The sequence below is a fragment of the Sorangium sp. So ce1504 genome (assembly GCF_051521635.1).
In the GTDB taxonomy this organism is placed as follows: domain Bacteria; phylum Myxococcota_A; class Polyangia; order Polyangiales; family Polyangiaceae; genus Sorangium; species Sorangium cellulosum_B.
In genome coordinates this window covers 6,497,060-6,522,714 of sequence record NZ_CP150365.1, presented here as the reverse complement: position 1 = coordinate 6,522,714, position 25,655 = coordinate 6,497,060, and the positions used below count along the sequence as shown (strand labels likewise).

Below are 25,655 nucleotides of genomic sequence, written 5' to 3'. Positions count from 1 at the left end.
GGGTTAAGAGTCCGCGCTGATGGCCCGCCTCCTCGTCGGACTGCCCTCGCTCAAGGGCGATATTCAGAAGTACAAAGATCGCTTCGATCTGGTCGAGCTCCGCCCGCTCGATACGTCGCTGCCTCGCGCGACGACGCTGCGCAAGTGGCGCAAAGCGGTGCCGCCGGGCTTCGTCTTCAGCGTGGTGCTGCCGCGCGTGGTCGGCGAGCTCGCCGGCGGGCGCGACCTCGACGAGGCGCTCTCGGCCTCGCTCGAGGTGGCGGCCGTGCTGGAGGCGCGGTGCGTCCTGCTCCAGACGCCGGCGTCGCTCCGGCCGACGGCGAGCAACCGCAAGAAGCTCGCGGCGCTCTTCGAGCGCCTGCCCGCCGAAGGGGTCGTGCGCTGCTGGGAGCCCTCCGGGATCTGGGAGCGCGACGACATCGTTGCGACCGCGCGCGCCGCCAAGGTCATCCCGGTGCTCGACGTGGCGCGCGACGCGCCGCCGCCCGGGCCGATCGTCTATACACGGCTGCGCGCGCTCGGGCGGTCCTCGTCGATGGGAGCGGCCGCGCTCGAGCGGGTCGCCGAGCGCCTGCGCGGAAGGCGTGAGGTGTTCCTGGTTGTCGAGGGCGACCGCGCGCCGCAGATCAAGTCGCTGCTCGCGGCCGCGCTCGCGCGCACGCCGGATCGCTCGACAGCGTCGGCTGTGGTAAGGCCGACCATGCCCATGCCCAGCACCCTCGTCGCCGAGGACGAGGAGCAGTGATCCGCGGCGCGGCAGCCACCGCGAGCGACTCCTTTGCGGCTTCGGCCGCCCGGGCCGCGCTCGAGTCCTCCGGCAGCGCGATCGACGCGATCGTCGCCGGCTTCTTCGCTGCAGCTGGCGCGCAGCCCGACGTGCTGCTCGCGCCCGCCGTCGCGCTGGCGGCCGGCGTCGGCGTCGGCGCGAGGGCGTTCGATGGACGGGCGATCCAGCCTGGGCGCGGCGCGCCGCGCCCGCGCGGGTTCGTCGATGGGCAGAGCGTCCCGGAGGCCGCGCACGTCGCTGTTCCGCGCTCGCTCGGCATGCTGGTCCTGCTGCACGGCTACCTCGGACGCGCGCGGCTCCGTGAGCTGGTTCGCTCCGGTGTGGTCGCGGCGGAGCGCGCGGGCGCGACCGGGCGCGCCGCGCTGCTCCGCGAGGTCGGCTCGCTCGGCGCGGTGGCGCTCCGGGCGCGCGATGTGGAGCGGGCGCTGCTGGCCGCCGGCGGGGCGGTCGCGGGGGGGACGCTGACCGCCGAAGACCTCGCTGAAGCGGTGCCCGCCGAGGTGGAAGCCGCGTCGACCACGATCGCGGAGGGGGCGACCGCGCTCCAGGCACCCTGGCCGGTAGGGGACGTGGCGCGACCCACGGACGCCATCGTCGCCTGCGACGGCTGGGGCACGGTCGCAGCGCTCGCCTACACGCGCACCGATGATGGCATCACCGTCCCCGAGCTCGAGATCGTGCTCGGCCGCGACGCCGTCCCGGTGCGCCGCGGGATCACGCGCCTCGCCCCTGGCACGCCCCTGCCCGCGGCCGCGCCTATCGGGATCCTCCAGCGCGGCGCCTTCGCGGCTGCGATCGCGCTCGCAGGCAAGCCCACGATCGAGGTGAGGGTCCTCACCGCGCTCCTCGGCGGCACCGCGCTCGAAGCTGCCCTTCATGATGTCCGCACGCAGCAGGGCGCCAGCGCCGCCATCGCCGTCCTGCGCGACGAGCGCGACGCGCGCACGGCCAACCTCGCAGCCGGCTTCATGGCGGGGGCAGGGACGCAGCCGGCAGAGGGGTGAGGCGCAGCGGGCGTCGGTCGGCCGAAGCGGAGATCGGCCGGCCATGCGGCTCCCTAGCCGACGCGGCGCGGGCCATCGAGGGCGCCGTGGAGGAGCGCTGAGGCTGCAGCGAGGTGCAGTGAGCCGCTGCGCCGCTGCGCAACGTGCGCTGCGGCCGACGCCTGCCAGCTCGCGCCGGCTGCATGCGCCGCGTGCCGTCACGCACGCGGCACTTCCAAAGCTGAAGATGGATGGAGGCGAGCCCCGAGAGGGGGAGAACAGAGCGCGGCGCATCCAGCCGCGAAGCGGCGGCCGACATTCAGGCGGGCCGGCGCGCTGGCGCTGGGCCTAGAGCGCGACGCCGTAGCGCTTCGCGTAGGCGACAACGCCGATCTTGTCGATCGTGCGGATGTCGCGCGTCGTGAGGTTGAGCTTCACGAAGCGGTTGAGCTCGGGGACCCAGACGCGCCGGGTCTGAATGTTCACGAGCTGCCAGCGCTTCGTCTTGATGTTGGAGTGGGAGACATTCTGCGCCAGAAGCTTCCGCTTCCCAGTGATGTCGCTCTTCGCCATGACGTCCTCGGTTGGAAGGGGCCCTGCATCGGTGCCCCGACCGTAAATCGAACTAGCTGGCCGGGCGCACGCCCTGCGCGGGGGAGCAGGGGGGCTCGGGAGCGCGGGAAAGTGAAGGAAGCCGGGGGACATGTCAAGCGTCGTCCGGGGGATCATTGCCGCTGTGGGCTGGAAATCTCTGCCGGAGAGGTCGATCGGTCGATCGCCGCGCTGACGCCGGCCGGACGCAGAAGGGGATGGGGAAGAGCGGGTCGCAACCCGGCCCGGACGAGCCTCTCCCCTCGGTGTCCCCGACGCCCTACGCGCCAGCTGACGCGCGGCCTAGGTCAGCCACTCGCCGCCCGAGGGCGGACGCCGATCCCGCCCGTCCTTCTCGTTCTCGGGGCGGCGTGAGTGCAGATCGATGCGCCGGGCGTCGGCAGCCAGGCGCCAGGCCAGGATCTGGAACAGGCCGAGGCTCGTGATGGCGGACGTCGCCGCGAACGCAAGGCTCGCGGAGAGCACGATGACGATGTCCCGGGGCGAGAAGGTGTCGAGATGCGCGAGCCTGCCGACGACCAGGTCGGCCGTGAAGGCGAGCACCACAGCGACGGCAAGGAACGACCCGGCGCCCGTCGTCTCCGCACCCATGAACCCGGTAAGGCTGGACAGGACCGCCAGGATCACCAGCAAGGCGCCGAGATGGCCCAGGTGCGGATCGTGCAGAGCCAGCTGTCCGATCGCATGCCCGAAGGATGGGAGCGTGACGAGGAAGGCGGCGACGAGCAGCCACCGTGCGCCGCTGTACGCCCTGTAGCGAGACCGGAAGACGAGCGCAGCCGGGAGCGCTATCGCCGCGACGGCTCGGGCGGTTCCCCAGCCGACCGCCGTCCCCGAGCTCTGGAGGCCGAGGACGGTCGCGATCGCCCCGAGCACCACCATGGCGACGGCGCGCTGCCGGTAGCTCACCGACGTGAGCGCGGTGAACAGCGCGACGATGCCCAGGACGAACGCTGGCGGCCCCGCGACAACGCCGTCCGGGCGGAGCCCAGCGATCGACAGGCCGCCGAGCAGAAGGAATCCGGCGCCCACCGCAGCACACCAGATCCGCGCCGCGTCCTGCGCTGGACGCATCGGCGCCAGGTCCTCCATGAGCGCTTCGGACGCGAGGAGCGGCTTGGTGACGTGCTCGCGCGTGCTCGGGGGCGCCACCTCGATCGGGATGGCCGGGTTCGACTCGAGGCGCCGATCGACCGGAGCGGCGCTGATCGACGCCGCAGCCGGTCCTTCCTGGGCGCGGTCGGCCGGGCTGTCGCCGGTTGTGGCGCCCTCCGGCTGGGCTGGTGCGGCCTTTTCCCGTTCAGCGATCGCGCGACGGCTCGCTGGCGGGCGGTCGCGGCTCGCCTCTCCGAAAGGCTTTTCCATTGATGGAGCTGGATCAGATCTCACGGGCGTCGAAGGGAGGGCTGCTGCGGAGCTGACCGAGCAGCTCGGCTGAGGTGAGCCGCGCGACCAGGGTACGACCGAAGTCTCGCACGGCAGGGAATCCTTGCCCATCCATGGCAAGGGATTGCTCGTCCATGTACAGCCGGCGTGCAATCTCGATTTGCACGGCGTGGACGGCACGGTGCGGTTGGCCGTAGTGCGCGGTGCTGAAACCCCCTTTATAGGGGTCATCATGGCGCACGGAGAAGCCGCAGGCGCGCGCGTGCTGATCGACCGCGTCGATCACCGCGCTCGCGGCGGTCGTCCGCCCGCGCGTGCCGGGGACGATGTCGGCCCGAGCGATCGCGCCCTCCGCGTGGCCGCGGCGGCCTTGGCTCGGCATCGAGTGCGCGCAGAGGAGGATCGCGAAGCCGAAGCGCTCGCGCTTGCGGGTGAGGAGCGCGCTGAGGGCGCCGTGATAGGGGCGGTAGAAGCGGTCGAGCCGGCGCTCCACCTCCTGCCGCGGCAGCCGAGCGGCGAGGATCGGCTCGCCGTCCGTGGTCATGCGCCAGATGAGCCCCCGCGGGTAGGGCGCCCGGCCGCCGCCCTCGACCGCGTCGCCGTCGCAGTCGGCCTCGCCCCGGTTGAGATCGACGACCAGCCGGCTCATCCTGGAGAAGAGGAGCGTCGCCCCCTCGGCCGGAGCGTCCTGGAAGAGCGCGTCGACGTACAGGTCCGCGTCGCGCCCGATGCTGCGCGCCGGCGCGATGGTCCAGGACAGCGACTCGGGATCCACGTGGACGCCCGCGTGCGGTACCTCGACGAGGACCGGGCTTTCCGCTCCGCGGGGCTCGATGACCTCGAAGGCTGACACCACGGGGCCCACTGTGACGCATTCCGCGTCCGGCTGGAACCAGGACGGGGAGGTGAAACGCCGGAAGGGAGGAAGACGTATTGCCGTTCGGGGCGTTCTGGGTCGATCCGCTCCGGCCCGGCTTTCTGGCGCGCTTCGCCGCTTTCGAAGTACCGTTGGCCGTGGACCTTGCGACCTGGGTGGACACCTACCTGGATCACCTTCGCGTCGAGCGGGCTCTGGCGCCCCTGACGCTCGAGGCGTACGGCCATGATCTCGCCAAGCTCGTCGCCCACGCCGAGGCGAGCGGGGTCACGACCGTCGATGGGCTCGACCAGGCGCTGATCGGCACCTACCTGGTCGCGCTCGGCCAGGCGGGCATCAGCGCCAGCTCGGCGGCGCGCCACCTCTCCGCGGTCCGCGGGTTCATCCGCTTCCTGCTCCGCGAGCGCCGCATCGAGCGGGATCCGTGCGCGCTGGTCGAGCGACCCAGGGTCGGGCGGCGGCTGCCCAAGGTGCTCTCGTTCGACGAGATCGCGCTCCTCATCGAGGCGCCCGAGCAAGGGACGTTCAAGGGGCTGCGCGATCGCGCGATGCTCCACGTGATGTACGCGGCCGGCTTGCGCGTCAGCGAGGTGGTGCGCCTCAAGCTCGCGGACGTCGACCGGCGCAAAGGGATCGTGATGGCGCTCGGCAAGGGGGGGAAGCGGCGGCTCGTGCCGCTCGGCGAGCCGGCGCTCGCCGCCATCGACGCCTACCTGGAGCTGCGCGCGACGCACCCGCGCAGCGCGGCGACCCAGGTGCTGTTCCTCTCGCCGCGCGGCGGGCCGCTCACCAGGCAGGCGGTGTGGAAGCTCCTCGGCGGATATGCGCGCGCCGTGGGCATCGCCAAGCCGAGCTCGCCGCACAAGCTCCGCCACTCGTTCGCGACGCACCTGCTCGAGGGGGGCGCGGATCTCCGGAGCGTCCAGGCGCTCCTCGGTCATGCGAACGTCGTGACGACCGAGATCTACACGCACCTCGCCGACGACCACGTGCGCGCCGCGTACCGTCGGGCGCACCCTCGCGCGTGAGCGCGCGCAAGATGGCTATTTGCAGCGTTTGAGGAATTTGCCGCAAGGCTTGCTCGCCGCCTGCCCCGCTGGCTGAGCCGGGGGGATCTCGGTGAGCTGGAACTCTTGCACGAGCGGCGTTCCGGCCTTGACGACCACGCCCAGGCTCCGCGGGAAGTAGCCGGTTCGCTTGACGCTCACCTTGTGAACCCCAGGGGAGAGCCCGAGCTCGACCTCCGGGGCCTGCGTCACCTTGCCGTCGATGGTGATCTCCTCGCAGGCGACGGGCTTGCAGGAGATCTTCACCGTCGCGTCGGTCGCCACGCCGGCGTCGGTCGAGGCGCCGGCATCGATCGGGGGCTCGGCGTTCGGGGTCCCGGCGTCGGCCGCCGCGCTGTGGGCTGGCTCGGGTGGAGCGGGATCGGCCGACGGCGCGGGGGGAGCCGCCGCGGAAGCGCTGGTCGAGGCGCTGGGGCTCGGCTGCGCCTTGTCCTTGCGGTCCAGCACGTACCACGCGGCGGCCGTGCCCCCGACGAGCAGCACACCAACGATGCCCACCATCAGGGAGGCCGCCTTGCCCCACGGCGACCGGGGCGCGGTGCTGACCGCCGTCAGCGCGGGAATGCCGCTTCGACGGGATGCGGTCTGGCTCTGGGCCGAAGGTGACGGCGCCTGTCCGGCGGGCGCGTCGGCAAAAGGCTGCGGCGGCTGCGGCGAGGGCGCCAGCGGCGGCGAAGGTGAAAACGGCGCGTGTGACGGCTGCGGCGAGGGGGAAAACGGCGAGGGCACCAGCTGCGTGGCGTCGCCGGGCGGCAAGGGCGCGCTCGCCGCGGTGACGGCAACGGCCGGCGGCGCGGGCGCGACCGCCTCGTTCACCGAAGGAGACAGGGCGAGCGTCGAGCCCACCTCGATCGCGGCCGCCGAGAAGCCGCTGAGCATGGCCGCGAGCTCGCTCGCGGAGCGGAAGCGCTCGCGCGGATCGTGCGCCAGCGCGCGCGCGAAGGCGCCGTCGAGCACAGGGCTCAGCGGGACGCCGAGCTCCGCGGCCCGCGCGGACGCGGCGAGGCGCGGCGCCATGAGCTCGCGCTGCCAGCCCTGAATGTCCACCTGACCCTGGCAGGAACGCCAGTACGAGCGGCCCGTGAGCGCGAAGAAGGAGACCAGCGCAGCGGAGAAGATGTCCGCGGCGGGTCCCGCCTGGCCGCCCGGCTGAAGCTGCTCGGGCGCTAGCCACGGCGCGGAGAGGACATACCCCTCCTGCGTCGGCACCATGCTCCGCGCGAGGGACGGCCCGAAGTCGGTGAGCTTCACGCTGCCCGGAGCGCTCGGGTCGATGAACAGGTTCGTCGGCTTGAGGCCGTGGTGGGGGACCTCGCGGGCGTGGGCCGCGTCGAGCACCGCCGCGAGAGAGCGGAGCATCGAGCCGACCTCCTCGAAGCCCATGGGCCGGCGACGCACGAGCTCGGCGAGCGACGGAAACGGGATCATGTCCGTCACCGTGAAGGGCGCGGCCGTCGCCGGGTCGTAGCCGGCCTCGAGGATGTGCGCGGCGAGCTCTGGCGGCAGCCTGTTCGTCTCGGCCACGTACCGCTGGAGGTGCTGCATCGCGTCCCCGCGCTGACCGACGACGGGCGAGTACAGCTTGATGGCGACGTCGCGCGCTTGCGCCGTCACCGCGCGGAAGGTGGCCGTCGCGCCCCCGTAGCCGAGGAGCGAGCGGACCGAGAACCTCCCCGCGATGACGCTGCCCGGCGCGACGTTCGGTGCCGTCACGAGATCACTCCGCCGCGACCGAGATCGACTCGATCGATTGCAGGATGGTCTCGTCGGCGCCGGAGTTGTCGTCCTCGGGGACGAAGCCGAGCCCCAGCACGATCTCCCCGTCCTTCCCGGTGTCGCCGAAGATCAGCAGCGGGCCCTTCCTGGTCCCGCGGGCGGCGCCCTCCTTTTGCCACAGGCCGATCTTCCGCCCGGCGACGTCCTTGATGTCGTCGGGCTTCTTCCAGTTCACCTTCTTCTTCGGCAAGGTCACGTTGATCTCGCGCGCCAGCGCCTCGAGCGCGGCGTCGCGCTTCTCGATCGCCTGCTTGCCCTCGCCCGCGTCGATCTGCGCCGTCGCGAAGGCCGGGCCCTCGTCCGCGGCCTGCGCGATCGTGGCGCTCTCCGCCTGGGCATAGGTCCAACCCTTCGCGGGCGTGAACACGAGTGAGCTCTGGGCGATCTTCGCCCGGGTCGACGCCTCTGCCTGGCACTGCTCATCGAGCGCCTTGCAGGGCTTCGGAGCAGGGGGAGGCGGAGGCGGTGGCGCCGCGGTCACGGTCGGCGGCGGCGCTACGGGTTGCGGTGGAGGCGGCGAGCTGCACGCCGCGGCGAGCGCCGCCGCAGCGCCCAGCGCTAGGGTAGGCAATCGTCGGAAGAACATTGCGCCCGAGCGTTGCAGGACCGGACCCGGTACGGCAAGTAAAGAGCGACCGGGGGAGACAGCTTGCGCCGCAGGGCGCGGCCGGCGCCGCACGGAGGCCGACCGCGCCGGGCGGCTGCTCCGGCGCGGTCGCGAGGCGCAAGGGCTACTTGACGACGGCGCCGACGTCCTGTTCGACCTGCTCAGCGACGCCTACCGGCACCTTGCCGTGAAGGCGGGTGCGCTCCGTGACCAGGAAATAGTCGGGCTTGCCGCTCGCCCCGGGGGGCCCCTTCACGAGCTCGGCGAAGCCGATGTCGCCAGAGCGGCCGGTGTACTCGATCCGCACCACGACCTCCTTCTGCTCCGGGGCAACGGCCACGTACTCGGTGGGACGGAGACGGTCGAGCTTGCTCATCCAGTTGCCGACCGTCTCGTCGTTCTGCTCGGGGCTCGCCGGATCGGCCCAGAACTTCTTGCCCTCGTCGCCGCTGCGCACGAGCTCGCGGCGCTTGTCCCCGGCGATGACGCGCGCCCTGGCGAGATCGACGTCCTTCCACTCGTGCAGATCCCGCTCCAGGAGCCGTGACTCCGCGGTGTCGAGATCGCGGTAGATGTCGCCCTTGATGGCGTACACCTCGCCCGTGGCCTCGTCGCGCGCGTACCGGTCCGCGCCGCCGGGCGTCGCGCCGCCGAGGACCAGCTTTCGCTCGGCGCCGCGCAGCTTGACGGTGAGCGTGCCCTCGGGCTCGGCCAGCCCGAACTCGGCCGCGCGGTCGTCCGCGATGCGGCCGATCGAGCGCAGCGCCTTCAGCGGCGCGATCGCCTCGGCGAGCTTGTTGCCGGCGGCCACCGAGACGAACGTCGTCGTCTTGACCGTCGGCTCAGCCTCCGCGGGCGGCTCGTCGTCCTGCGCCGCGTCGTCGGGGTTCTGGTGCGGGTCCTTCGGCTTCTCGGCCGGGGGCGTCGTCTTGCGCTCCGCCGTGCCGACGAAGTAGCGGCCCTCCTTGTCCTTCTTCGCCTCGAGGACGACCGTCTTCGATTTCCCCTCGAAGGCGATGCGCTCGACGTCGTCGGCGCGGCCGGCCCAGACGGTCACGTCCGCGACCGAGAGGGCGGCCGCCTTCTCGTCGCGCGTCCAGACGAGGACCGCGAACAACGCCGCGACCACAAGAAGGCCGAGGTGCACGAAAAAGCTGCGTTCCAACCTCATGCGCGCCTCCCGCTCGCGCGCCGCCCGCGGCGCGTGATGAAGAGCCCGAGACCCAGCACCATGGCCGGCGCCACGAGGATCGTGGCCCAGAACCACACCTGGTCCTTCTCCTTCGTGTGCTCGATCCGGACGTCCTCGCTCGTCGTGATCTCCCCGGCGTAGCTCTCCTCGCCGCCGAGCCACCGGAGCGCGTCCAGCGCGAACAGCCCGTTCGCTCCGGCCCGGATCGCCGCGTCGCTGAACATGTCGGCCTCGGCGACCACGAACGCGCGGAGCTCCTTCTTCTCCTTGCCGTCCGCGCCGGGCGCGACCTCCTTCGAGACCGCCGCGGCGAGGTTGTAGGCGCTGCGCTTCTCGCTCTCCGCGTCGAACTTGAAGTTGCCGTTCGCGTCGGCGAACGCCTCGGGCATCGAGCGGACGACGAAGTCGACCTTCAGCTCGTCGCCGCCCTGCTTGTCGAGCGACGACGCGCCCGGGAAGAGCGTCGGCGCCTGCTGGGCGTTGCGGCTCAGCGTGGAGACGGACGCGTGCGAGGAGTACCGCGTCGTGATCAGGATCGTCCGATCCGAGTCGTTGTGGCGCCTCACGGCGAAGGCCCGATCCATCGCCAGGATCTCCGGCTTCCACGTGAGCCCCACGATGCCAGCGAGCGGGTTCAGATCGACCTTCGCCTCCGGATCGAGCGCGAACAGGAGGTGTCCGCCGCCTTCGGCGTACTGCTTGAGCGCCCCGATCTCCTCCGGCAGGAACTCCTTCTGCGGGCCGAGCACGAGGACCACGGAGGCGTCCTTCGGGATCTCGCTGCCGAGCCCCTGGGCGAGCCCGAGGTCCTTGACGGTGTAGTTCTGGGACTCGAACACCTTGCGCAGATCCTTGACCGTCCGCCCCGCGACCTGGCCAGCCGTCTCGTTCAGCTCGCCGTGGCCCACGGTCAGGTAGGCGATGCGCGCGGGCCGGATCACCTTGAGCAGCGCCTTCTGGAAGTCGGCGTCGATGCTCTTCAGCTTGGCGCCCGCGCTCTTCATGTCGGAGCCGACGGTGAGCGTCTCGCGCGAGCTGTCGCGCGAGAGCACGATGACGCCGTCCTGCGTGACCTTCGCCTCCTTGGCGAGCGCGGGGACGAGCAGGCGATCCTGCATCTCCACGGTGATCTGCGGCGACGCCGCCTTCACCTCGCGCAGGTAGCCCTCCACCTCGGCGCCGACCTCGTTTTGCTGCGGGAAGAAGGCCGTGATCTTGAGCGGCTCGGTCAGGCTCTCGGCGACGCGCTTCGTGGAATCGCCCGGGCGCGCCGTGCGGTAGTACGAGAAGTCCACCTTGAGATCGAGCTGGCTCGCGGCGAACACGAAGAGCGCCGAGTAGACCGCGGCGAACCCGAGCGTCAGACCCGAGAGCGTCGCCGCGCGCACCCGCCGGCCCTCGATGCGCTCGGCGCGCCGCATCGGCGCGAGCGCCGCCTCGCCGAAGAACAGCGGCACCGTCGCCATGACGAGCAGCGCGACCCAGGCGACCGTCGTGGCCGCGTCGATGCGCCCGCGCAGCTCGGGCGCGGCGCGCGAGACGCCGAGCGTGGCTTGCCCCGCGTCGGTCGTGGTGAAGTAGGCCGCCACCGCGACGACGCCGAGCGCCGACAGGATCGCGAGCGCGCGCTCGACCGCGCGGCGCTCGCCCGACTCGCGCACCGCGGTCGCGAAGCGCAGCGCGGTGACGAGGACCAGGGTCAAGAACCCGAGCCCCGACAGGGCATAGCGGAGCCACTCGATCGTGGGCACCACGCGCTCGCCGAGGAAGAGGGCGAGGAGCGCGCCCGCGTACGCCGGGACCATCCAGCCCCCGGCGCGGAGCGCAGGCGCCTCGCGCGGCGCGGCGGGCGCCGGATCGCCGGCCGGCGGGGCCTCTCGCCCCGCGTCCGGCAGGGGCGCGGAGCCCGCTCCCTCGCCGCGGATCTCGGCCTCGTCGGCCTGAGCTTGCTTGTCCTTCACCGCCACCTCCGCGCCTTCAGGGTGTGGGTCGCGGCGAGCAGGAAGAAGTACGCGACCGCGACGTAGTACACGACGTTCTCCAGCCGGAGCACGCCGTTCAGGAACGGCTTCTGGTTGAGCGGGTAGAGGTTCAGCGCGCTCACGAAGTCGTTGAGCGGCGGCTCGGTCACGCGGGCGACGAGGAACAGGAAGCCGAGCGTCCCGAGGATCGCCGCCCCGAGGATGACCGCGATGACCTGGCTCGCCGCGAGCGTCGAGGCGAAGAGCCCGATCGCGAGCGACGCGGCGCCGAGCAGCAGCACCCCGGAGTAGCCGACCAGGATGTGCCCGACGGACACCTTGCCGTTCACGAAGATGAGCAGCGGCATGTAGATCGTGATCGCCGTCATCAACGACACCAGCGCGAGCGCGGCGAGGAACTTGCCGGCGATGATCTCGCCGTCGCGCACGGGCGCGGTCTTGAGCAGGATGAGCGTCCCGCTCTCGCGCTCGCCGGCGATGAGCCGCATCGACAGGATGAGCGCCGCGACCATCGTGATGAACGCCGTACCGTCGAAGAACTTGAGCAGCACCTCCGCCGACAGCCGCGCGCCCGAGCCGAGCGCCGCGACCTGGAAGTAGATGCCGTCGATGAGCAGCGCAGCGGCAGCGACGACGTACCCGAGCGGTGATCTCAGGTACGCGGACAGCTCCCGCCGCGCGACGAGCAATGTCCCTCTCATGTCTCGCCCTCGCCTTCCTCCGCCTGCTCCTCCGCAGGGGCCTTCCTTGCGTCGCCGCCGGCACTCGCCCTGCCGGCCGCGGCGGACCTGTCCTTCGCCCCGGGCGTCGCGCGCGTGGCGAGCCGCAGGAACACCGACTCGAGCTCGCGCTCGCTCCGCTTCACCTCGAGGATGCCGATGCCCGCCTGCACGAGCTCGGCGCACAGCGCCGCGCGCACGTCGCGGTCGGCCTCGACCGCGAAGCTCACGACGTCGCCCCCCGGCTCGTTGGTGGTGACCTGCTCGACGGACGTGACGCCCTCGACCTCGCGCGCGAGCTCGAGCGCTCGCGCCGCCTCGCCGCGGCCCGCGCCCTCGGCCGCGGGGCCGCGCACCGTGAGCTCGACCCGGACGCCGTGGAGCAGCTTGGCCGAGAGCTCCTGCTCGGTCCCCTGCGCGCCGATCGCGCCGTCCCGGATCACGAGGATGCGATCGCACGTCTCGCTGATCTCGGAGAGGATGTGGCTGGAGAGCAGGATGGTGTGCTTGCCGCGCAGGCTCCGGAGCAGGGCGCGCATCTCGACGATCTGCACGGGGTCCAGCCCGCTGATCGGCTCGTCGAGGACGAGCAGCTGCGGCTTGTGCACGATCGCCTGCGCGATGCCGACGCGCTGCTTGAAGCCGTGGGACAGCGAGCTGATGGGGTCCGCGGCCACGTCGTCGAGCTGCGTCACCGCGAGCGCCTCGGCCACCCGCGCGTCGGCCGCGCCGGCGTCGACGCCGCGCAGGCGCGCGGCGAAGTGGAGGAAGGCGCGCACGCTCATCTCGTCGTAGAGCGGCGGCCTGTCGGGGAGGTATCCGATGCGGGACCGCACCTCGTGGGGGTGGTCGACGACATCCAGTCCGTCCACGAGCACACGGCCCGCGGACGGGAGCAGATCGCAGGCGAGGATCCTGAGCGTCGTCGTCTTGCCCGCGCCGTTCAGGCCGAGCAGGCCGACGATCTCTCCCGCCTCGATCGAGAACGACAGGGGCCCGATGGCTTTCCGGTCGCCGTAGTACTTGTATAGGTCGCTGATTTCGATCACGGCCGTGCACCCCTCCGCGAAGGGAAGAAGCTCTCCGCGCCGGCGATTCGGACGCCGCAGTGCGCGGCGGCCCAGGCGCCAGCGGCCCCTTACAACAGCGGGAGGCGGAAATCATTCCCGACGCGGCGCGCGCGGGGGCTTGCTCCGGAGGGGGGGCTCTCCCTCCAGACGCATCGGGCGGGACACTCGGTGAAGCGGTGAGCGAAGCGACCAGGACGTGATGGATCTCAGCCTGCAGCGCGGCGGGATCGTCGATCCGGCAGCGCTCGCCCCGCCGTCAGCAGTGCTCGGCGATGATCGCCCAGCAGGCGTCCGCGAACTCGCGGTACGTCGATCGGTCGAGCGTCGCCTGCGTCACGGGCATCACGTCCTGGTGCTCGGCGAGCATCGGGCGCAGCGCGCCCTCGATGTCCGCGCTCGTCTCGATCCACAGGAACTCTTCGATGCCGTCGGTGATCTGGCCGCGGATGAGCTTCGGCACCTCGCTCAGGCGGACCTTCTTCGGGCTCCGCCGCGCGATCGACGAGGCGATCTGCTCGGCGTGCGCCGGCCACCGCTTGAGCGCGTTGTGGAACGTGGAGCCGACGAGCCGCAGGATCTGCTGCGCGAGCATCGCCACGCGCGGGCGCTGCACGCGCTCCTCGTTCTCCGCCACCATCGCCAGGTAGTCGTCGCTCAGGAGCTTGCGCAGGTCGCTCGAGAGGATCTGCTGCGACTCCGGCGTCATCCGCAGATCCGCGACGTGCGCGAGGAAGATGTCCCGCAGCATGGTCAGCCGCGCCGTCACCGAGCCGGTCGGGGTCGTGTCGAGGATCTCGGCGAGCGGGTCGATCAGCCGGCGCCCGAAGGTGGTGAGGATGTGATCGAGGATCCGCTTCTGGTGCTGCTTGTGGCCGAGCACAGAAAGCGCGCGCGCGATGTGCGCCTTGCTCGGCGCGTCGACGAGGATCTCCAGCGGCTGGTCCTGCGGCTTCCCCTCGTACATGCGCAGCGACGCGAACATCTCGCGGAACGCGTCCGCCGCGGCCGCCCCCTCGCCCGGCTCGCCGTAGACCCGGATGACGAGCCCCGAGTCGGGACCGGCGTCGAACAGCCGCCGGAGCTCTTCCCGGATGTCCTCGTCCGTGACGAGCGGCCCCGGAGGGAGCGATTTCCCGCGTGAATCCATGAGCGTCCAGCCTACGGCAAAGCGCAGCGTACCTGAACCTCTGTGCCCCGAGAAAGCGAGCGCCGGGTGCACGCTCGCGGTCCGGTGAGGACGTGCCTGCGGCGATGTCGTACCCCGGACCCAGGTCAGGCCGGCGTGGCCTCGCTGGCCTTCGTGTCTGGAAGCGGCGAAGCCCCGCATGGCGCGAGGGGGGTGGAAAGGAGGTGTCCAGATGAGCGGCCCGGATGTCCTGATGCGTGAGCCGGTGTCCAGATGATCGGATGAGGATGAATCAGATGAAGACGACGGGCTGCTCCCAGATCGCGAGGACGATGCAGCCCTCGGCGCTCGAGACGCTGTGGCGGCTGCCCGGGGCGTTCATCACGAGCGTGCCGGCGCGGTGGTGCCCGCGCTCGTCCGACTGCGATCCTGTGAGCACGAAGATGTGTTCATGGCCGCGATGGACGTGCTGCGGCACGGATGCCCCCGGCGCGTAGCGCAGGAGCGCGGCCGAGGCGCCTGCGTCGCTGTTGCCGTAAATGCGGTGAATCTCGACGCCCTCCCGGAGGCGCCGCCAGGGGACCGACTCCGGATGAGCGGCCATCGTTGCCACATTCGCAATGATGAATGGCAACTGCACAGGCACAAAATCCCGCGTCGCTGCTGGAAGTGTAGCTGTCATCGCGAATCTCCAGTGTTGATGGAACCATGCCACAGCGCGCGGTGCGCGCTCAACGGGAATCACGCGAAGCGCGCGAAATTCACGCGTGGGAAAAGCTCCAGAAATGAGGAGTCGCGTACACATCCATGGCGTGAAGAGCACACCGAGAACTCCCGTGTTCACCGCGGCCGGCGCGGCACGGGGACAGCGCTTCCTCGCCATCCTCCGTCCACTGGTCCTCTCGCTCTCGCTCCTGCCGGCGGCCGGCTGCAGCAAGGAGGGGTCGAGCGATCAGCCGCTCACGGTGGGCTTCATCTACGTCGGCCCCAGGGACGACTACGGCTACAACCAGGCGCACGCCGAGGGGGCCGCCGCGCTCGCCAAGCTGGCCGGCGTGAAGACCCGTGAGGAGGAGAACGTCCCCGAGACGGTCGCCGTGCAGAAGACGCTCGAGAGCATGATCAACCTCGATGGCGCGACGGTGATCTTCCCGACGTCCTTCGGCTACTTCGATCCGCACATCCTCAAGGTGGCGGAGAAGTTCCCGGACAAGACCTTCCTCCATTGTGGCGGCCTCTACGACGGGTCGAAGCACCCGAGCAATGTCGGCAGCTATTTCGGCTACATCGACGAAGCCGAGTACGTGTCCGGCATCGTCGCCGGCATGACGACGAAGAGCGGCAAGCTCGGGTTCATCGCGGCGAAGCCGATCCCGCAGGTGCTCCGCAACATCAACGCCTTCACGCTGGGCGCCCGGAGCGTGAACCCGAGCGTGACGACGGCCGTGATCTTCACCGGCGACTGGTCGATGCCCGTCAAGGAGGCGGAGGCGGCCAACAGCCTCATCGATCAGGGCGTCGACGTCCTGACCGCCCACGTGGACTCGCCCAAGGTGATCATCGAGCTCGCGGAGCGGCGCGGCGCGTTCAGCGCCGGCTACCACACGAACCAGGCGACGCTCGCCCCGAAGGGCTACCTGACCGGCGCCGAGTGGAACTGGTCCAAGGTCTACACCGACTACATGACGTTCATCCGCGAGGGGAAGCCGTATCCGCACCTCCTGCGCGGCGGTTTCAAGGAGGGGTACATCAAGATCTCACCCTATGGCCCCGCCGTCTCCGAGGAGGCAAAGAAGAAGGCCGAGGAGGCGAAGGCGAAGCTCACGGAGGGCACGCTCACCATCTTCCAGGGGCCCATCATGAACAATGAGGGCAAGGTGGTGATCGCCGATTCGGTCGCGCAGCAGCAGACCGACATCGCGCTCGAGAGCATGGACTACCTCGTCGCGGGCGCTCTCGGCTCCACACATTAGAGTGGTGGCCGCCCGCTGCGGATACGGGCCCAGATGGACGTTTTCGGTGCTCGGCGCCCTTTCGTGCGCTTCCGCGCCGAAAACGCCGATCTGGGCCCGTATCCTGTGCAGGTGACCACCGCTCCGGAACGGGCATCGATCAGAGCGCTTCGAGGACGGCGGCGGCGGGGGCGGTCCAACCGATGATCGCGCCCTGGGCGCGGACCATCTCCAACGTCGCCGCCTTGAACTCCGGGAAGTAGCTCTCGGTGGCGTCCTCGATCAACAGGCACTCGTAGCCGCGATCGTTCGCCTCGCGCATCGTGGTCTGGACGCAGACCTCGGTCGTCACGCCGGCGATGAGCAGGTGGGAGACGCCGAGCGCCGCCAGCCTGGCGTCGAGCCCCGTCCGGTAGAACGCGCCTTTCCCGGGCTTCGGTACGACGAGCTCCCCGGGCGCCGGCGCGAGCTCGGGCACGAAGTCGTTTCCAGGCTCGCCCAGCACCAGGATGCGCCCCATCGGCCCGACATCGCCGATCCGCATCCCTGGAGCGCCCCGGCCCCGCTTCGCAGGGGGGCAGTCCGAGAGATCCAGCCTGTGACCCTCCTTCGTGTGAATGATGGGCAGGCCGTGGTCGCGGAACGCGTCGAGGACGCGCCGGACCGTCGGCACGATGCGCTGGAGCCGCTTGACGTCGTTGCCGAGCGCCGCGCCGAAGCCGCCGGGCTCGAGGAAGTCGCGCTGCATGTCGATGACGAGCAGCGCCACGGCGTCCCGATCGGCGACGCGGAAGGGGTACGGCCTCGCCGCGATCTCGAGGGGCCGCGCCGTCATCGGTGCCCCGCCATCGCGCGGCCGATCTCCGCGACGTCGGCCGAAGCGATCGGCGACTCGTGGACGATGCGGCCTTCGCTCATCACGAGGACACGGTCGGCCATGGCGAAGATCTCGTCGAGATCCGCGCTCACGAGGAGGACGGCGGTCCCGCGGTTGCGCGCCTTCAGGATGCGGGAGCGGATCTCGGCCACGGCCGCGAAATCGAGCCCGAAGCAGGGGTTTGCGGCGACGAGGAGCTCGATGTCCTCTTCCATGCCGAGCTCGCGCGCGAGCACGGCGCGCTGCACGTTGCCGCCGGAGAGCTTGCCTATCGGGGCGTCGACCGAGGGCGCCTTGATGGCGTACTCCGCGGCGAGGCGCTCGGCCGACCGCCTCAGCGCCGCCCGGCTCACGCCCCAGCGGAGCCTCGTGAAGGGCGGCCTGTCGAAGACGCGGAACCCGATGTTCTCAGCGACCGACATCGCGGGGACGCAGGCGTTGCGCAGCGGCTCCTCGGGCAGGCACCGCACCCGGTGCTGCTGGATCTGCGCGCGCCCGGCGCCGTACGGCTCGCCATGGACGACCACGCTGCCACCCCGCGCGGCGCGCTGCCCGGCGAGGACCTCGACGAGCTCCTCCTGCCCGTTGCCGGAGACGCCGGCGATGCCGACGATCTCGCCGCGATGGACCGTGAGCGTCACGCCGTCGAGCGCCGGCCGCCCGCGATCGTCGCTCGCGGCGAGCCCCTCGATGCGCAGGATCGGCTCCCCGGCGGGCGCGTCGCCGCGCGCCGCGGAGACCTGCGCCGGCTGCGCGCCGACCATCATCTCGGCCATGGCCGCCGGCGTGAGGTCCTTGACCTTGCCCCGGCCGGCGACCCGGCCGCGCCGCAGCACCGTGACCTCGTCGGCGAACGCCGTCACCTCGCGGAACTTGTGCGAGATCATGAGCACGCTGATCCGCTGCTCGTCGGCCATGCACCGGAGCATCCCGAGCACCTCGTCGGCCTCCCCGGGCGTGAGGACCGAGGTCGGCTCGTCGAGGATGACGATCCTGCTGCCGAGGTAGAGCTGCTTCAGGATCTCGAGCTTCTGCTTCTCGCCCGCGGCGAGCGCGCGGACGGTCCGCTCCGGATCGAGCCGGAACGGCATGCGCTCCATGAACGCGCGGATCGCCTCGCGCTCCTTGCGCCAGTCGATCACGAGGGGGAGCGACGCGCGCGCGAGCACGAGGTTCTCGGCGACCGTCATGTTCATCACGAGGGTGAAGTGCTGGTAGACCATGCCGATCCCCAGCGCCTGCGCGTCGCGCGGGCTCCTGATGGACAGGGCCGCGTCGCCGACCCTCACCTCGCCGGCGTCGGCCTGGTGATAGCCCATGATGCACTTGACCAGCGTGCTCTTGCCGGCGCCGTTCTCGCCGAGGAGCGCGTGGAAGCTCCCGGGCGCGAGGCGCAGCGAGACGTCGTCGAGCGCGAGCAGCGGCCCGAACCGCTTCGTGATCCCCGCGGCGGAGAGCGCCGGCGGCGGCGTGGGGGGGCCGGGCTCCCGGGCGGCGGCGCGGGGCGGCCTCGCCGCGGGGCTCGAGAAGACGCGCGGGTCCATGGTCACGGGAGCGCCTCCAGCAGCGCGGCGGAGGTCGAGACCGCGCCGAACACGCCGTTCTGCATCTTGATCATCTTCAGCGCGGCGGCGTGGTTGCCAGGATCCGTGGCCGCGCAGCAGTCGGAGAGCAGCAGGCACTCGTACCCGCGGTCGTTCGCCTCGCGCATGGTGGTGTGCACGCAGACGTCCGTCGTGATCCCCGTGAGGATCAGGTTCTCGATGCGGCGCTGGCGGAGGATGAGATCGAGATCCGTCGCGCAGAACGAGCCCTTGCCCGGCTTGTCGATGATCGGCTCGCCGGGCAGGGGCGCGAGCTCCGGGATGATCTCCCACCCAGGCTCTCCGCGGACGAGCACGCGCCCGCACGGCCCTGGATCGCCGATGCCCACGCCCGTGCCGCGCCCGCCGTCGGTCCGGCGGGAGCGCCACCGCTTGTTCGCCGGGAGATCGGAGAGGTCCGGCCGGTGCCCCTCGCGCGTGTGCAGGACGTGATAGCCGCGGCGGCGCAGCTCCGCGAGCGCGCGCTGGATCGGCGCGATGCACGCCCGCGTCAGGGAGATGTCGTAGCCGAGCAGGTCGATGTACCCGCCCTTCCCGCAGAAGTCGGTCTGCATGTCGATGACGATCAGGGCCGTCGTCTCGGGGCGGAGCGCGCCGTTGTAAGGCCAGGCGTAGGGATCAGCGGCCACGTAGGGCATCGGTCGAGTCCTCCTGTCATTCAGCGTTTCGCTCGTCTCGTACGGTTCGCTCGTCTCGCGGGGCTCGCTCCTTTCGTTCGTTTCATCCGTTTCGTACGTTTCACACGGTTCGTCCGGTGCGCGCCGCCTCGCGCGATCAACGCGCGAGCGTCAGCTCGGCGGGCTGATCGCGCAGGGTCTGGGTCGCGGAGCTCGCGGCGACCATGATGGCCAGCGTCACGATGTACGGCGCGGCGTTGAAGAGGTGGTATCCCCAGGTGATCCCCACGGACTGGAGCGCCGGCCCGAGGGCGCTCGCGCCGCCGAAGAGCAGCGAAGCGAAGAGGCAGCGCACCGGGTTCCAGCGCGCGAAGATGACGAGGGCGACGGCCATGAGCCCCTGTCCGCTCGAGAGTCCCTCGTTCCAGCTGCCAGGGTAAAAGAGCGAGAGGAACGAGCCGCCGACGCCGGCGAGGAAGCCGCCGGCCATGGTCGCGCGCCGCCGGACCAGGTTCACGTCGACCCCCATCGCGCGGGCGCCGTCGGCGCTCTCGCCCACGGTGCGGAGCACGAGCCCGAAGCGGGTGCGGTTCAGCGCCCAGAGCAGGAGCGGGGCGAGCGCGGCCCCGATGAGGAAGAGCGCGTTCACCTGGAGCGCGGAGCGGACCTGGGGGAGATCGCTGAAGAAGCCGAGCGATATCGCGGGCAAGCGGGGCGCGGTCGGCTGGATGAGCGGTTTGCCGAGGAAGAAGGCGAGGCCGACGCCGAAGAGCATGAGCGCGATGCCGACGGCGATGTCGTTGACGCGCGGCTTCGAGCACAGCCACGCGTGCAGCGCGCCGAGCGCGGCGCCGATGGCGCCGGCGGCGAGCACGCCGAGCCAGGCAGAGCCCGTGAGGAAAGAGACGCCATAACCTCCCATCGCGCCCATGACGAGCGTGCCCTCCAGGCCGAGGTTCACGCGACCGCTCTTCTCGGTGAGGCACTCGCCGAGGCTCACGAAGAGGAATGGCGTGCTGATGCGGATGGCCCCGGCGGCGACCGCGAGGGGGATGCCCCAGAGACCGAGCGCAGCTGCGTCGTTCATCATGCCACCGAAGGCGCCGGAGCCGCCTGACGGACCTTGGGCTCGCGGGCGGCGAGGGAACGGCCGTAAAGCGTCTCGCTGGCGAGGATCGCGATGAACAGGATCCCCTGGAGCACGCTCACCGTCGCGTCGGGGAGCCGCGCCGTCCGCTGCAGCAGGCCGCCGCTCGCGCCGATGCCGCCGAGCAGGAGGGCGACCGGCATGATCGCGAGCGGGTTGTGGCGCGCGATGAACGCGACGAGGATGCCGGTGTAGCCATAGCCGCTGATCAGCGACGCGTTGGCCCGGCCGTGGACCGCCGCGACCTCCACCATGCCGGCGAGCCCAGCGCACGCTCCGGCGAGCGTGCAGGTGAGCACGACGAGGCGCTTGACCGGCAGTCCGGCGAGGAGCGCCGCGCGGACGTTGCCGCCGCTCATCGCCGCGCCGAAGCCGAACGTCGTCCGGTGCATCAGCACATAACAGAGCGCGCAGGCGAGCACCCCGTAGGCGAGGCCCCAGTGGACCTCGAGGCCGGGCAGGCTCCCGAGCGCGCTCTCGGCGCCGATGGAGGCGGTCGAGGGCTTGTTGAGGCTCGCCGGATCGCGCAGCGCGCCCTCGACGAGGTGGTTCAGGATCGCGATCCCGATGTAGTTGAGGAGGAGGCTGCTGATCGTCTCGCTCACGCCGCGGTAGACGCGCAGCGCGCCGGCGAGGCCGATCCAGAGCGCCCCGGCGGCGAGCCCGGAGACGAGCATCGCGGCGAGCACGGCGGCGGGCGGCGCGCCCCACGCCCGTGCGGCCAGCGCCGCCGACGCGGCCGAGAGCCCGCCCATGGCGAGCGCGCCCTCGCCGCCGATGACGATCAGGCCGAGGCGCGCCGGCAGCGCCGTGCAGAGCGCGGTCAGCATGAGCGGCGCGGCCCGGAGGAGGGTGTTCTGGAGCGAGAACCACGTGCCGAAGGCGCCGCGGACCATGTCCTGATAGACGCTCAAGGGGTTCACCCCCTGGGCGGCCACGAACGCGCCGAACACGAGGAGCGAGGCCGCGAGGGCCCCGAGGGGGATGGCGATCGCTTCGGTCGTCTCACGCCCGAGCAGCCCGTGCGAGATGACTTTCACGCTGCCGAGGATAAGGCCTCCATTATTTCCACACGTTTTCGGGGAGCTTGCTTGTCGTGACAGGACGGACAGGATGGGCGCCTCGCGCCCGGACGACCCGCTCCGGCCGGCGAGCGACGCGCCGTTGTCATGACGTGCGACACCCCGGGGGCTCACCGCGTCGAGTGACGCTGTGGTGTGGTGGCCGCGCTGCGATGCGGCGGTAACGCTGCGATGTGGTGGCCGCGGCGACCGCGAACGGTTCGCACAGCGCGGCGGTCTCCGCCTTGCACTCGCCGTCGCCTGCCGGTGAGTTTGCTTGGCGATCATTGCGTGGACGGCGAAGAAAGCGGCGAGCGCTCGCGCGCCTGAAAGTCTGGGAATGCCGAGGCCCGCGCCGTGCGGCCCCGGCGAGCCTCGTTCCTGTGCCCACGCGCACAGCGCGCCGCGCAGAGGACCGCCGATCGATCTCACCCGCAAACCCCTGACTGGAGGTAACGCTGTCATGCGGTTCGAACGATCGATTTTGTTCCTGCTCGGCGCTGGCGTCCTCATGGCGTCCCGCCCGGCGGTGTCGGCGGACCTGACCTGCTCGTCGAGCGCGACCCTGGAGGCGCTCGTGACGTGCATTCGCGATCATATGCCCGGCAGGGACTCAGGCGTCTTCGTCACCCCGAGCTCGACGCAGCTGACCGCGTGGCGGAGCGTCGTTCGCACCATGATGGGCGGCAGCTGCAATATCGTGCTTCCGTCCACCCTGTCGTCGTCCGCACGGATCCGGCTCCTTCGCGACGTCAACAATGGTCGAAGATACTGTGTGCTCATGGAGGTCGGCGATCGGAACAGCGACGGAACCGTCGATCTCGGGCTGGGCACGTTCATCGTGGACGCGGCCGCGGAGCGAGAGCTCGCGCACTCGGCGCCGCATGCGACCGCGGACCTGGAGACGGAGATCCAGGCCGTCAGCATCTTCAAGGCGACGAGATCCCGCAGCTTTCTGATGGCCGGCGCTCACCGCGATGCGAGCTTCACCGACAGCGTTTGCCAGAGCTCGTACATGACGTCGGACGTGGCCCACAACGTGACGAACGCGTTTCACGCGACCTATCTGGAGCTCGCGGCCTTTTATGGATCGAATCCCTGGTGGGGCGTTCAATGGCATGGCATGGCGAGAGATACCTGCGCGGAGGACGTGTTCGCCTCGCACGGCATGGATGTCGCCCCCGTCTCGGGTGACAAGATACTGGAGCTCAAGCGCAACTTGCTGGCCAGCAAGCCCACCTGGCGGGTCGGCGTTCCCGGCAGCAGCGATTGTTCGCTGAACGCGACGACCAACGTTCAAGGTAGGTTCCTCAACTTCGTTTCGGCGAGCCAGGTCTGTGGTCGCTCCGCCGCGAGCTACAGCGGACGCTTCGTGCACATCGAGCAAGATCCGGCATTTCGCCTCGCGGACTACTGGATCAATGCGGTCAAGGCCACCTGGCCATGAACGCCGCTCCTCGGCCGCGCGCTGCGGAGCAAGCCTGGCGATGAAATGAGGTACGCATCGGTCTCGCTCGCGCGATCGTGTCGTGCGCGTCGTGGAAGACGCCCTGGAGATTTCGCGTCGCGCTACAGGCCGCGCGGGTGAACAGCGACGCGCGAATTCAGGTTTGCCTCGGAAACGACGGAATGTTTCAGCGGTAACGAAGTGAATGCATTGCCATTGGTACGGTGACGTGTGCGCACGATCTGCATATGCTCGCCGTCATGACATTGCCGCTTGTCCCACTACGCTCTCTGGGTGTCGTCGCTGCCGGTGCCGTCCTCGTCGTGGCGACAGCCGCCTCGTGCGGTGGAGGTGGCTCGAGCTCGTCCTCGTCGGATGGCGGATCGGGGCCTGGCGGCGCCGGTGCCGGAGCAGGAACAGGAGCCGGCGCCGGAACAAGCCAGGGCCCTGCGAGCAGCTCGTCGTCAGGGGCGGGCACCGGCGGCGCTCCACCCGCGGTCGGCTCCGGTGGCAGCGAAGGCGGCGGCCCGCCGGCGCACGTGCCGGGCGAGCCGATCTCCATCCCGGCTCAGGCGTGGAGCAGGGGTATCACGGACGGCGTCTACGAGGACGGCGCGCCTATCGGCGGCTTCGGGGCCGGGACGATCACCTGGCGGTTCGACGGCAGGTTCTACAAGGGGCGCCTCGATATCGGGAGCAATGACCAGAACGTCGACAACAACGCGGGCTTCTTCATGTACCAGAAGGCCGAAGGAGGCGACGCGCAGACGAAGCGCCTCGACAAGGACGGCCTGGGCCAGGGGCAGGCGACGTACTCCTCGCTCTTTCCGCGCTCGTGGGTCGATTACCACGGCGCGGCATTCCCCTGCAAAGCGAAGGTCGAACAATACAGCCCCATCATCCCGGGGGACTACAAGAAATCCAGCTATCCGGTCGGCGTCTATCGGTGGGAGATCACGAATCCGACCGGAGCGCCTTGCGACGTCGCCGTGATGCTGACCTGGAAGAACGATCACGGCGGCAATGGCGCCACGGTGCAGACCTCCGGCGACGACGTCGGCCTGGTCCTCACCCGAGGCGGAGGGGCGCCGAGCTCCGAGGGACAGGGGGAGTTCACGCTCGCCAGCCGGAACGCGCCGGGCGTGGTCGTCTCGTACCAGTCCGCCGACAGCGTCGCCGCCCTGCAGAGCGAGCTCGCCAACGACGGCGCGCTCGCCAACACGACGGGAGGGCACTCGCTCGGGGCGATCGCGTTCAAGGCCACCGTGGAGCCGGGGAAGAGCGTCATTGTGCCGATCGTGCTCGCGTGGGATATCCCGGTCACGCAGGCGGGCTCGGGGGACAGGTGGTACCGCGCGTACACGCGCCACTTCGGGCGGACGGGGAACGCCTCGTGGAAGATCGCGGCGGAGGCGCTCGCCGAGCACGAGCCGTGGCTCTGGGCGATCCAGGACTGGCAGGCGAGCGTGCTCGACGACCCGAAGTACCCGGAGTGGCTCAATGGCGCTCTGTTCAACGAGCTCTACTACTATGCCATCGCGGGCACGTACTGGGAGGCCGGCGCGGCGTCCGGCCAGCCGGACGACCCGGACGAGGACATGTTCACCAGCCTCGAGTCGTACATCTACCCGTTCTACGGGACGTCGGACGTGCGCTTTTACGGCTCATGGGCCCTGTTCGCGCTCTGGCCGGACATCGACAAGCAGGAGGTGCGGCAGTTCTGCGACAGCGTGACGACCACGCGCTCCGACAGGCCACGCGCGATCGGGACGACCGCGCACGATTTCGGGGATAACGAGAGCGTCTTCCGCAAGTGGAACGCGTACACGTACCGCGACTCGACCAACTGGAAGGACCTCAACTCCAAGCTGGTCCTGATGGTCTATCGCGACTGGGCGCTCACCGGGAAGACCGACAAGGAGTTCCTCGATTACTGCTGGCCCGCCGTGAAGATGGCGATGCAGAAGGTGAAGGGCCAGGACGGCGACGGCGACGGGCTGCCGGAGAGCAACGGCATCGATCAGACCTACGACGACATGGATCTGCACGGCAACACCGCGTACTGCGGGAGCCTCTTCCTCGCCGCCAGCGAGGCCGCGAAGGAGCTGGCGACCGCGGTCGGTGACACCTCGCTCGCGGGCACTTACCAGACGTGGTTCGATCAGGCCAAGGGCGGCTTCGAGTCGAAGCTCTGGACGGGGGCGTATTACAGGATCGACACGGGGAGCCGGGACACGAACCGGATCATGGCGGACCAGCTCGCTGGCCAGTGGTACGCGCGCGCCCTCGGGCTGCCGCCGATCGTCGACCCGAGCCACGCCGTGTCGGCGTTCACGAAGATCTACGAGAACAACTTCAAGCGGTTCGACGGCGGGACCCGCGGCGTCGTCAATGTCATGACCGCGAATGGCTCGGTCGACGGGACGAGCAACCAGACGCGCGAGTGCTGGGTGGGCACATCCTGGGGCGTGGTGGCCGGCATGATCCAGGAGGGGCTCGCCGCGCAGGCCGGTGAGATCGGCGCGAGCCTGGTCGACACGATCTGGAAGACCGACGGCCTGTGGTTCCGCACGCCGGAGGCATGGGAGGGCAACGGCAGCATCCGCGCGCCCTACTATATGCGCGCCACGACGCTGTGGGCGGCGAAGCACGCGTACGACATCGCGCCGTAGACTCGCGATATCGCCCTAGCGAACACGGCGTTGCCCCCCGACTCGCCGCCGCCCACAGAGCTGCGGCGGTCGCGGCCAGAGCCCGGGCGCCCGC

22 protein-coding genes are annotated in these 25,655 nt (G+C 70.6%); 6 read left to right on the top strand and 16 right to left on the bottom strand.

The window, feature by feature from the left end; all coding sequences use genetic code 11:
- Window positions 1–19: 19 nt before the first annotated feature.
- On the top strand, window positions 20–745 hold the full coding sequence (locus WMF39_RS24400; RefSeq protein WP_437301456.1) for a DUF72 domain-containing protein: 726 nt from the start codon (window positions 20–22) through the stop codon (window positions 743–745).
- Window positions 742–1,791 carry a hypothetical protein gene (locus WMF39_RS24395; RefSeq protein ID WP_437747850.1) on the top strand — a complete coding sequence of 350 codons (1,050 nt, stop codon included), beginning with the start codon at window positions 742–744 and terminating at the stop codon, window positions 1,789–1,791. The genes WMF39_RS24400 and WMF39_RS24395 overlap by 4 nt, the downstream gene beginning before the upstream one ends.
- A 327-nt stretch (window positions 1,792–2,118) precedes the next feature.
- Here WMF39_RS24395 and rpmB read toward each other — a convergent pair whose 3' ends face one another.
- The 3 genes from rpmB to WMF39_RS24380 form a co-directional block, all read right to left on the bottom strand.
- A complete protein-coding gene (rpmB, locus tag WMF39_RS24390; protein WP_012237062.1) occupies window positions 2,119–2,343 on the bottom strand; it encodes a 50S ribosomal protein L28 in 225 nt (74 codons plus the stop codon).
- A gap of 321 nt (window positions 2,344–2,664) precedes the next feature.
- On the bottom strand, window positions 2,665–3,747 hold the full coding sequence (locus tag WMF39_RS24385) for a hypothetical protein (protein WP_437747849.1): 1,083 nt from the start codon (window positions 3,745–3,747) through the stop codon (window positions 2,665–2,667).
- A gap of 13 nt (window positions 3,748–3,760) precedes the next feature.
- A complete protein-coding gene (locus WMF39_RS24380; protein ID WP_437747848.1) occupies window positions 3,761–4,624 on the bottom strand; it encodes an N-formylglutamate amidohydrolase in 864 nt (287 codons plus the stop codon).
- A 158-nt stretch (window positions 4,625–4,782) separates the two neighbouring features.
- Here WMF39_RS24380 and xerD point away from each other — a divergent pair, with 158 nt between their 5' ends.
- A complete protein-coding gene (gene xerD / locus WMF39_RS24375) occupies window positions 4,783–5,673 on the top strand; it encodes a site-specific tyrosine recombinase XerD (protein ID WP_437747847.1) in 891 nt (296 codons plus the stop codon).
- Between the two features lie 15 nt (window positions 5,674–5,688).
- Here xerD and WMF39_RS24370 read toward each other — a convergent pair whose 3' ends face one another.
- The 8 genes from WMF39_RS24370 to WMF39_RS24335 form a co-directional block, all read right to left on the bottom strand.
- Window positions 5,689–7,425: a serine/threonine protein kinase gene (locus WMF39_RS24370; RefSeq protein WP_437747846.1), complete on the bottom strand. Its 1,737-nt coding sequence runs from the start codon at window positions 7,423–7,425 to the stop codon at window positions 5,689–5,691.
- Between the two features lie 4 nt (window positions 7,426–7,429).
- A complete protein-coding gene (locus tag WMF39_RS24365; protein WP_437747845.1) occupies window positions 7,430–8,059 on the bottom strand; it encodes a hypothetical protein in 630 nt (209 codons plus the stop codon).
- A gap of 160 nt (window positions 8,060–8,219) precedes the next feature.
- Window positions 8,220–9,266 (bottom strand): DUF4340 domain-containing protein, encoded by a 1,047-nt coding sequence (locus WMF39_RS24360; protein WP_437747844.1) that lies wholly within the window; start codon window positions 9,264–9,266, stop codon window positions 8,220–8,222.
- On the bottom strand, window positions 9,263–11,248 hold the full coding sequence (locus WMF39_RS24355; RefSeq protein WP_437747843.1) for a Gldg family protein: 1,986 nt from the start codon (window positions 11,246–11,248) through the stop codon (window positions 9,263–9,265). Before WMF39_RS24355 ends, WMF39_RS24360 begins: the two co-directional genes overlap by 4 nt.
- Window positions 11,245–11,970 (bottom strand): ABC transporter permease, encoded by a 726-nt coding sequence (locus tag WMF39_RS24350; RefSeq protein ID WP_437747842.1) that lies wholly within the window; start codon window positions 11,968–11,970, stop codon window positions 11,245–11,247. The genes WMF39_RS24355 and WMF39_RS24350 overlap by 4 nt, the downstream gene beginning before the upstream one ends.
- A complete protein-coding gene (locus WMF39_RS24345) occupies window positions 11,967–13,037 on the bottom strand; it encodes an ABC transporter ATP-binding protein (protein ID WP_437747841.1) in 1,071 nt (356 codons plus the stop codon). The genes WMF39_RS24350 and WMF39_RS24345 overlap by 4 nt, the downstream gene beginning before the upstream one ends.
- Window positions 13,038–13,314: 277 nt before the next feature.
- Window positions 13,315–14,205, bottom strand: coding sequence for a hypothetical protein (locus tag WMF39_RS24340; RefSeq protein WP_437747840.1), 891 nt, complete (start codon window positions 14,203–14,205; stop codon window positions 13,315–13,317).
- 271 nt (window positions 14,206–14,476) lie between these two features.
- The gene (locus WMF39_RS24335) at window positions 14,477–14,788 is read right to left on the bottom strand and encodes a cupin domain-containing protein (RefSeq protein ID WP_437747839.1); all 312 of its coding nucleotides are present in this window, start codon (window positions 14,786–14,788) and stop codon (window positions 14,477–14,479) included.
- A gap of 310 nt (window positions 14,789–15,098) precedes the next feature.
- Here WMF39_RS24335 and WMF39_RS24330 point away from each other — a divergent pair, with 310 nt between their 5' ends.
- Complete coding sequence (locus tag WMF39_RS24330) at window positions 15,099–16,157, top strand: BMP family ABC transporter substrate-binding protein (protein WP_437748023.1); 1,059 nt, start codon at window positions 15,099–15,101, stop codon at window positions 16,155–16,157.
- A 139-nt stretch (window positions 16,158–16,296) separates the two neighbouring features.
- On the opposite strand, the gene WMF39_RS24325 is transcribed toward WMF39_RS24330, so the two are convergent.
- The 5 genes from WMF39_RS24325 to WMF39_RS24305 all read right to left on the bottom strand — a co-directional run bounded on the left by WMF39_RS24325 (window position 16,297) and on the right by WMF39_RS24305 (window position 21,421).
- A complete protein-coding gene (locus tag WMF39_RS24325; protein ID WP_437719281.1) occupies window positions 16,297–16,971 on the bottom strand; it encodes a cysteine hydrolase family protein in 675 nt (224 codons plus the stop codon).
- A complete protein-coding gene (locus tag WMF39_RS24320) occupies window positions 16,968–18,557 on the bottom strand; it encodes an ABC transporter ATP-binding protein (RefSeq protein WP_437748022.1) in 1,590 nt (529 codons plus the stop codon). The genes WMF39_RS24325 and WMF39_RS24320 overlap by 4 nt, the downstream gene beginning before the upstream one ends.
- 2 nt (window positions 18,558–18,559) lie before the next feature.
- Window positions 18,560–19,255, bottom strand: a complete 696-nt coding sequence (gene biuH / locus WMF39_RS24315; protein WP_437301443.1) for a biuret amidohydrolase — start codon at window positions 19,253–19,255, stop codon at window positions 18,560–18,562.
- 136 nt (window positions 19,256–19,391) lie between these two features.
- A complete protein-coding gene (locus WMF39_RS24310; RefSeq protein WP_437747838.1) occupies window positions 19,392–20,321 on the bottom strand; it encodes an ABC transporter permease in 930 nt (309 codons plus the stop codon).
- Window positions 20,321–21,421 (bottom strand): ABC transporter permease, encoded by a 1,101-nt coding sequence (locus WMF39_RS24305; protein WP_437747837.1) that lies wholly within the window; start codon window positions 21,419–21,421, stop codon window positions 20,321–20,323. Before WMF39_RS24305 ends, WMF39_RS24310 begins: the two co-directional genes overlap by 1 nt.
- A gap of 484 nt (window positions 21,422–21,905) precedes the next feature.
- On the opposite strand from WMF39_RS24305, the gene WMF39_RS24300 reads away from it, so the two are divergent.
- Both WMF39_RS24300 and WMF39_RS24295 read left to right on the top strand, forming a co-directional pair.
- Entirely contained in the window at window positions 21,906–22,889 is a 984-nt protein-coding gene (locus WMF39_RS24300) for a hypothetical protein (protein WP_437747836.1), read from the top strand.
- Window positions 22,890–23,149: 260 nt separating this feature from the next.
- Entirely contained in the window at window positions 23,150–25,561 is a 2,412-nt protein-coding gene (locus tag WMF39_RS24295) for a GH116 family glycosyl hydrolase (protein WP_437747835.1), read from the top strand.
- Window positions 25,562–25,655 lie beyond the last annotated feature (94 nt).

Excerpts from the sequence above, each read along its gene's own strand:
- WMF39_RS24400 (WP_437301456.1), top strand. The coding sequence starts at position 20 with ATGGCCCGCCTCCTCGTCGGACTGCCCTCGCTCAAGGGCGATATTCAG.
- rpmB (WP_012237062.1), bottom strand. The coding sequence starts at position 2,343 with ATGGCGAAGAGCGACATCACTGGGAAGCGGAAGCTTCTGGCGCAGAAT.
- WMF39_RS24385 (WP_437747849.1), bottom strand. The coding sequence starts at position 3,747 with ATGGAAAAGCCTTTCGGAGAGGCGAGCCGCGACCGCCCGCCAGCGAGC.
- WMF39_RS24360 (WP_437747844.1), bottom strand. The coding sequence starts at position 9,266 with ATGAGGTTGGAACGCAGCTTTTTCGTGCACCTCGGCCTTCTTGTGGTC.
- WMF39_RS24350 (WP_437747842.1), bottom strand. The coding sequence starts at position 11,970 with ATGAGAGGGACATTGCTCGTCGCGCGGCGGGAGCTGTCCGCGTACCTG.
- WMF39_RS24340 (WP_437747840.1), bottom strand. The coding sequence starts at position 14,205 with ATGGATTCACGCGGGAAATCGCTCCCTCCGGGGCCGCTCGTCACGGAC.
- WMF39_RS24335 (WP_437747839.1), bottom strand. The coding sequence starts at position 14,788 with ATGGCCGCTCATCCGGAGTCGGTCCCCTGGCGGCGCCTCCGGGAGGGC.
- WMF39_RS24325 (WP_437719281.1), bottom strand. The coding sequence starts at position 16,971 with ATGACGGCGCGGCCCCTCGAGATCGCGGCGAGGCCGTACCCCTTCCGC.
- WMF39_RS24320 (WP_437748022.1), bottom strand. The coding sequence starts at position 18,557 with ATGGACCCGCGCGTCTTCTCGAGCCCCGCGGCGAGGCCGCCCCGCGCC.
- biuH (WP_437301443.1), bottom strand. The coding sequence starts at position 19,255 with ATGCCCTACGTGGCCGCTGATCCCTACGCCTGGCCTTACAACGGCGCG.
- WMF39_RS24310 (WP_437747838.1), bottom strand. The coding sequence starts at position 20,321 with ATGAACGACGCAGCTGCGCTCGGTCTCTGGGGCATCCCCCTCGCGGTC.
- WMF39_RS24300 (WP_437747836.1), top strand. The coding sequence starts at position 21,906 with ATGCGGTTCGAACGATCGATTTTGTTCCTGCTCGGCGCTGGCGTCCTC.
- WMF39_RS24295 (WP_437747835.1), top strand. The coding sequence starts at position 23,150 with ATGACATTGCCGCTTGTCCCACTACGCTCTCTGGGTGTCGTCGCTGCC.